This is a genomic window from Methanosaeta sp. UBA356 (assembly GCF_002496465.1).
GTDB lineage: Archaea > Halobacteriota > Methanosarcinia > Methanotrichales > Methanotrichaceae > Methanothrix > Methanothrix soehngenii.
This window is the reverse complement of record NZ_DAKC01000124.1, coordinates 14,459-18,147: the sequence shown is the minus strand read 5'-3', so window position 1 is coordinate 18,147 and position 3,689 is coordinate 14,459. Positions and strand designations below refer to the sequence as shown.

4 protein-coding genes are annotated in these 3,689 nt (G+C 57.9%); 3 read left to right on the top strand and 1 reads right to left on the bottom strand.

Annotation, left to right across the window (positions count from 1 at the left end):
• Positions 1-4 precede the first annotated feature (4 nt).
• Both BP727_RS12130 and BP727_RS12125 read left to right on the top strand, forming a co-directional pair.
• Positions 5-1,429, top strand: coding sequence for an RtcB family protein (locus BP727_RS12130; protein ID WP_013719668.1), 1,425 nt, complete (start codon positions 5-7; stop codon positions 1,427-1,429).
• 5 nt (positions 1,430-1,434) lie between these two features.
• On the top strand, positions 1,435-2,172 hold the full coding sequence (locus tag BP727_RS12125) for an RNA methyltransferase (RefSeq protein WP_013719667.1): 738 nt from the start codon (positions 1,435-1,437) through the stop codon (positions 2,170-2,172).
• A 63-nt stretch (positions 2,173-2,235) separates the two neighbouring features.
• On the opposite strand, the gene BP727_RS12120 is transcribed toward BP727_RS12125, so the two are convergent.
• Entirely contained in the window at positions 2,236-3,294 is a 1,059-nt protein-coding gene (locus tag BP727_RS12120; RefSeq protein ID WP_013719666.1) for a hypothetical protein, read from the bottom strand.
• A gap of 135 nt (positions 3,295-3,429) precedes the next feature.
• Between BP727_RS12120 and BP727_RS12115 the strand changes: the two genes are divergently transcribed.
• Positions 3,430-3,689: peptidase U32 family protein (locus tag BP727_RS12115; protein WP_413788532.1), on the top strand; the 260-nt coding region annotated here is incomplete at its 3' end.

Sequence of the window (3,689 nt, the reverse complement as noted above, 5' to 3'; positions counted from 1 at the left end):
ATATATGGAAATTGAGAAGATCGATGATAACATCTACGAGGTGCCAATCGGCTACCGGCCGGGAATGCGGGTGCCGGGCAGGATATTCGTCTCAGCCGCCCTGCGGGAGATGGTCGAGCCGGGGACGGTCGACCAGGTGGCCAATGTCGCCACCCTTCCCGGAATCGTCGGACACTCCATGGCCATGCCCGATGCCCACCTGGGCTACGGCTTTCCCATCGGCGGGGTGGCCGCCTTCAAAGAGCAGGGTGGGATCATCAGTCCCGGCGGGGTGGGCTTTGACATCAACTGCGGGGTGCGCCTGCTCCGCTCGGACCTGCAGGCCAGGGACGTGCAGCCGCTCATCAACACCCTCCTCGATGCCCTCTTTCAGGCGGTGCCCTCGGGCCTGGGATCCACAGGCAGGCTTCATGCCACCGATCGGCAATTGACCGAATCCTTTCTCCGGGGAGCGGAGTGGGCAGTAGAGGAGGGCTATGGAGTGGAGTCGGACCTGGATTTCTGCGAGGAGAATGGCTCCATGCCCGGAGCGGACCCCTCCCAGGTGGGGGTCAAAGCGAGAAAACGGGGCCGCCCCCAGCTTGGTACCCTGGGCAGCGGCAACCACTTCCTGGAGATTCAGAGGGTCGAGGAGATCTATAACCCGGAGATTGCAAAAAGGTTCGGCCTTTTCAAGGGCCAGATCACAGTGATGATCCACTGCGGCTCACGGGGGGCGGGCCACCAGATCTGCACCGATCACCTGGACGTCCTGTCCAAAGCGGTGAGAAAGTACAATATCGACATCCCTGATAAGCAGCTGGCCTGCGCTCCTCTGGGCACTCCCGAGGCAGATCACTACTTCGGGGCCATGGTCTGCGCCGCCAACTATGCCTGGGCCAACCGGCATATCATCGCCCACTGGACGAGGGAGGTCTTCGACCGCTACTTCCCCGGCTCCCAGCTGCAGCTGCTCTACGATGTGGCCCATAACGTGGCCAAGATCGAGGAGCATCGGGTGGAGGGCAAGAAGGAGAGGCTCTATGTCCACCGCAAGGGGGCCACTCGGGCCTTCGGTCCCTCAAGAACGGAGATTCCCGCTGCTTATGAGGGCCTGGGCCAGCCGGTGCTGATACCGGGGAGCATGGGCACGGCCTCATACGTTCTCTGCGGCCAGGACAAGGCCCTTGATCTGACCTTCGGCTCCGCCTGCCACGGCTCAGGCCGGGTGATGAGCAGAAGCCAGGCCCTGAGGCAGTTCACAGGCAAAGAGGTGAAGGCCGCCCTCAACCGGGACGGAATCGCCGTTCGCTCCACCTCCCCTGGAATGCTGGCAGAGGAAGCTCCCCAGGTCTACAAACCCTCTGGCGATGTGGTGGATGTGGTGCACAACTTGGGCATAGCCACCAGGGTAGCCAGGCTGGTTCCCCTGGGGGTCTCAAAAGGATAGCTCCCATGAACCTGAGAGTGGTTTTGGTCGAGCCCCTCTATGAGGGCAATGTGGGCTCTGTGGCCCGGGCGATGAAGAACTTCGGCTTTCATGACCTGGCCCTGGTCAACCCCTGCAAGATCGAGGACTATGGTTGTGCCATGGCCTCTCATGCCCGGGACGTTCTGCAGATGTCCCGGAGCTTCTCAACTCTGGCCGAGGCCCTGGAGGGGGCGAACCTGGTGGTGGGCACAACCGGCAAGAGGCTGGAGCATGAGCAGCACCACCTGCGGCTGCACCTAAGGGTGCCCTGCCTGACCCCAGCCGGTCTGGCGGAAAAGCTCCGGGATAAGGAGGGGATGGTAGCCCTGCTCCTGGGGAGAGAGGACTGCGGCCTGAACAGCGATGAGATCTCCCTGTGCGATATGATCGTCTCCATTCCCACCTCCGAGGAGTACCCGGTGATGAACCTCTCCCACTCGGCAGCGATTCTGTTCTATGAGCTCTCCGGGATTGGAAGCAATAGCTCGAGCAGTGTCCAGATGGCCAGAAAAGAGACGTTGAATCTGTTGCAGGAGAGGGCGGGAGATCTTCTTGCGGATATCGCATATCCCGAGCATAAGGAGGACTATACCCTGCTTATGCTGCGGCGGATCTTCGGTCGGGCGGAGCTGACGGAGAGAGAGGCTCGAGCGCTTCTGGGGATCATAAAAAGGATCCGCTGGAGGATAAGCCATGGCCAGAAGGGCTCAGATCGAGATTGAAAAAAATAATTCTGGCCGGCTGAAAAAAGGTTGCCAGAAAAAAAGTTGATCTCTCCTTTTTTTTTATTCCAACGCCTCCGCCTTATTGTTGCTTGCCATAATCAGGCGCCGGGCGGCATACAGAAGGGCAGCGAAGCCCAGGCTCATGGATACAATGGACACCAGGCCGCCCAGGTAGGGGATGAGGAATAGAAGATTGAGGATGACAAATCCAATGGTAAAGCATACCAGATCCCCCTGTTTCAGCTTGCCCTGCAGGCAGATCCACCGGCCCAGGCTATAGGCCACAAATGTCCCGCTGAGCATCAGGCCGACGATCACGAGGAACGTAGATACCACTGCTATCGGCAGGCCCACCACGGTGATGGCCACCAGCAAGAGAGCGATGAATGAGGCGATGATGATGATGAATCCCAGTACGGTCCTGAGCAGGGTGGAGGTGCGAATCTCCTCGTCCACAGTCCGGAAGATGACGGGAATATGCTTTACCAGGATCAGTCCCAGGATGAAGTATCCGATGATGCTTATCAGGCTGAAGAGATCAAAGCCGCCCCATTTATCCTCTCTTGGCGGGGCCTTATCCTCTGTCCTCTCCGTCTGATAGAAGTCGACCTTGCCTGCCGAGCCGGTGTTGTTGAAGTCGCTCGCATAAACGGTCATTGTGCCATTGATCCGGCCGGAGTTCACCGCATTGCCGGCGCTGATGAGGGCATCTCTGCCCACTGTCCTGCCCGGAAGTATGCTCACCTGGCCTCCTGCTGCCACCAGATTGGTGCCGACATCTCCTCTCAAATCGATGGTACCCCCGACAGCCACCACCTTTCCACCCACATCGGAGTTCACATAGACCTGGCCGCCAGCAGCAATGACGTCTCCCTTTACTGGCGCGTTGATGTTCACTGTGCCTCCGGCGACTACAGCCGAATCAACTGGAGCGTTGATATTCACTATGTTTCCTGCGGCAAAGATATCATCCTCTACGGGATTGACTATGGATATCGTATCGCCAGAAAAGGTCCTCAATGCCTCCCCACTGGTGGAGAGGAATAAAAGGGCCATCAGAACTATTACTGCACTGGAATGATTCATCACATCCACCAGAACTATGTAAATGCAATTCATCAGATAAATAACCCGCTTAAGACATCGTCATCTTCAGGCAGATGAATAAAAATCCAGATGATCATTGAGGCTCCTCTTTTACGGTAAGGATAGGGCTTATCAACTCAGGGGCAACAGTCATTCTGACTGACATTGATAAGACTGCCTGAACTCCTCGCCCCAGCTGGATCGCCCCAGGCCCTGCACTCTGCCATAGCGGCAGGTGCGGATGCGGTGTACCTGAGCGGCAAAAGGTTTGGAGCGAGGAAGTTCGCTGCTAACTTCGACCACAAGGCCATGACGGAGGCCATAGACTACGCTCACCTGCGTGGGGTGAAGGTTTACGTTACCGTCAATACCCTGATCAGGGAGGAGGAGCTGCTCGATTTAGCCGAGTACCTCGTCCAGCTGTACGA

Coding starts and splice junctions, on each gene's coding strand:
- BP727_RS12130 (WP_013719668.1), top strand. CDS start 5: ATGGAAATTGAGAAGATCGATGATAACATCTACGAGGTGCCAATCGGC.
- BP727_RS12125 (WP_013719667.1), top strand. CDS start 1,435: ATGAACCTGAGAGTGGTTTTGGTCGAGCCCCTCTATGAGGGCAATGTG.
- BP727_RS12120 (WP_013719666.1), bottom strand. CDS start 3,294: ATGAATTGCATTTACATAGTTCTGGTGGATGTGATGAATCATTCCAGT.